Raw genomic sequence first — 2,525 nt, 5'->3', positions numbered from 1 at the left:
CGATATAGAGAGTGTTGACCTCGGGGTTCTTGGCGTCGGGATAGATGTCCAGCGAGAACACCCCGCTGCCGAACCCGCCCTGGGTGTGGCCCATGGCGACGGCGAAATCGGCCTTGGTCTTGATCGCGGCGATCTTGGCGAGATCGGCCTTCAGGGGCTTGTCGTCGACCGCCTCGACCTTGGCCTCGTCGACGAAGCTCTTGTACAGGGCGCCGATCTGAGTCGAGGGCTCGGCCGTCTCGATCAGGGYGCGCAACTGGTCCTGCGAGCGGTTGTAGACGTCGTAGCCGACGCCGGCCGAGCCTTGGTCGTCGGGGATCTTGGTGCGCGCGGCCCAGGCGCCGTTGGCGTACTTGTCGAAGTCGGCGCCGGGCGACACCGACTTGTCGCCGGAGGTCAGGTCGACGCCCCAGTCGCCGTACATCGGCTTGCCAGGGGGATCGGCGGCGAGGGCCGTTGTGGAAAGGGCGATCACCGAAACGGCGGCCAGCAGGAACGTGCGCATAGGAAAGGTCTCCCCTCAGAGCCGGGGATGCTGCCCTAGTTACGGGGCGGGCGCAGATGAAAATCCTGTAATGTGGCGGGAAGGGGCGCGAACGCCTTTAGGGCAGCCAATCGGCGATGGCTTTCCACGCCGCCGCCTTCTGCTCGAACGTTCGCGCAGCATGGGCCGGGCTGGAGGAGGGCAGGGGCAGGGTGGCGATGCGGTGGCCGACCAGCCGACCGCCCAGCTTGGCCGCCGTCCCGCCGTTGAAGGCCACGGCGCGCAACGCCGGCAGGGTTTCGATCAGGGCGACCAGGTCGTTGGCCGCCGGATCGCGGATGGCGGCGTCCAGGCTGCCGGGCCGCTCGGCCTCGGCGATCACGTCCCACAGGCCCACGCCGCGCGAGAGCAGGGCGGCCAGGCGGTCTTCATAGGCCAATGCGACCAGGGACGTGTCGAGCACGCCCTCCATCAGTCGCCAGAAGGCGTTGCGCGGATTGCCGTAGTACTGGGCGATCGCCAGCGAGGCCTCGCCCGGCAGGCTGCCCAGGATCAGGACGCGGGTGTTTGCATCCACGACCGCCGGGAAGCCCGCCTTGCGGTTCAATTAGGCTTGCTCGCCGAACACGCGCTTGAAGATCACGTCGACGTTCTTGGTGTGATAGCCGTAGTCGAACAGCTCTTCGAGCTCGGCGTCCGACAGAGCCTTGGAAACCACCTCGTCGGCCTTCAGGAAGTCGATGAACCGGCCTTCGCCGCGCCACACCTTCATCGAGTTGCCCTGCACGGCGGCATAGGCGTCCTCGCGCGAGACGCCCTTCTGGGTCAGGGCCAGCATGACCCGCTGCGAGAACACCAGGCCCCCCAGCTTGTCCAGGTTCTTGGCCATGTTGTCGGGATAGATGTTGAAGCGCTCGATCACCCCGGCCAGGCGGCGCAGGGCGAAGTCGAGGTGGATCGTCGCGTCCGGCCCGATGCCGCGCTCGACCGACGAGTGGCTGATGTCGCGCTCGTGCCAGAGGGCGACGTTCTCCAGGGCCGGGGTCACGGCCGAGCGGACCAGCCGGGCCAGGCCGGTCAGGTTCTCGGTCAGGATCGGGTTGCGCTTGTGCGGCATGGCCGAAGAGCCCTTCTGCCCGACCTCGAACGGCTCCTCGGCCTCCAGCACCTCGGTGCGCTGCAGGTGGCGGATCTCGGTGGCCAGGCGCTCGACCGACGAGGCGACCACGCCCAGGGCGCAGAAATAGGCCGCGTGGCGGTCGCGCGGGATCACCTGGGTCGAGACCGGCTCGACGACAAGGCCCATCTTGTCGGCCACGTGCTGTTCGACGCGCGGATCGACATTGGCGAAGGTGCCCACGGCGCCCGAGATCGCGCAGGTGGCGATCTCGAACTTGGCCATCGCCAGGCGCTCCTTGGCGCGCTGGAACTCGGCGTAATAGCCGGCCAGCTTTAGGCCGAAGGTGATGGGCTCGGCGTGGATGCCGTGGCTGCGGCCGACGCAGACGGTCATCTTGTGTTCCAGCGCCCGGCGCTTCAGCGCGACTAGCAGCAGATCGACGTCCTCGATCAGCAGGTCGGTGGCCTTGGACAGCTGCACGGCGAAGCAGGTGTCCAGCACGTCCGAGCTGGTCATGCCCTGGTGCAGGAAGCGGGCCTCGGGGCCGACGATTTCCGACACGTGGGTCAGGAAGGCGATGACGTCGTGCTTGGTGACGCGCTCGATCTCGTCGATGCGGTCGCTGTCCCAGACCGCGTCGCGGCCCTTTTCCCAGATCGTCTCGGCGGCCAGCTTGGGGATCACCCCCAGCTCGGCCATGGCGTCAGCGGCGTGAGCCTCGATCTCGAACCAGATCTTGTACTTGGTCTGGCTGGACCAGATGGCGGCGGCTTCGGGGCGGGAATAACGGGTGATCATGAGGCGGGCGTTTGGTCCCGTCCGCCGGGGGAGTCAAGGGAAGGGGATTATTACTTGGGCGGGGAGGGGCTCACATAGGCACTCCCCCTGCGGGGAAGGTGTCGACGTAGTCGACGGAGGGGG

2 protein-coding genes and 1 pseudogene are annotated in these 2,525 nt (G+C 67.4%); all 3 read right to left on the bottom strand.

Annotated features, from left to right (window positions below; all coding sequences use genetic code 11):
• Positions 1–505, bottom strand: a pseudogene (locus AC1DZ6_RS23385) (peptidase M13); the annotation flags it as partial.
• Between the two features lie 97 nt (positions 506–602).
• Positions 603–1,091: a DNA-deoxyinosine glycosylase gene (locus tag AC1DZ6_RS23380; RefSeq protein ID WP_477099501.1), complete on the bottom strand. Its 489-nt coding sequence runs from the start codon at positions 1,089–1,091 to the stop codon at positions 603–605.
• Positions 1,092–2,402 carry an adenylosuccinate lyase gene (purB, locus tag AC1DZ6_RS23375; RefSeq protein ID WP_477099500.1) on the bottom strand — a complete coding sequence of 437 codons (1,311 nt, stop codon included), beginning with the start codon at positions 2,400–2,402 and terminating at the stop codon, positions 1,092–1,094.
• Between the last annotated feature and the right edge of the window lie 123 nt (positions 2,403–2,525).

It is taken from the genome of Caulobacter sp. P1_B12_2, from assembly GCF_056406675.1.
The sequence above is the reverse complement of the archived record's forward strand: the minus strand, read 5'-3'. Positions and strand labels throughout refer to the sequence as shown.

Bases quoted from the DNA above. Each gene is read 5' to 3' on its own strand.
- purB (WP_477099500.1), bottom strand. From the start codon at position 2,402: ATGATCACCCGTTATTCCCGCCCCGAAGCCGCCGCCATCTGGTCCAGC.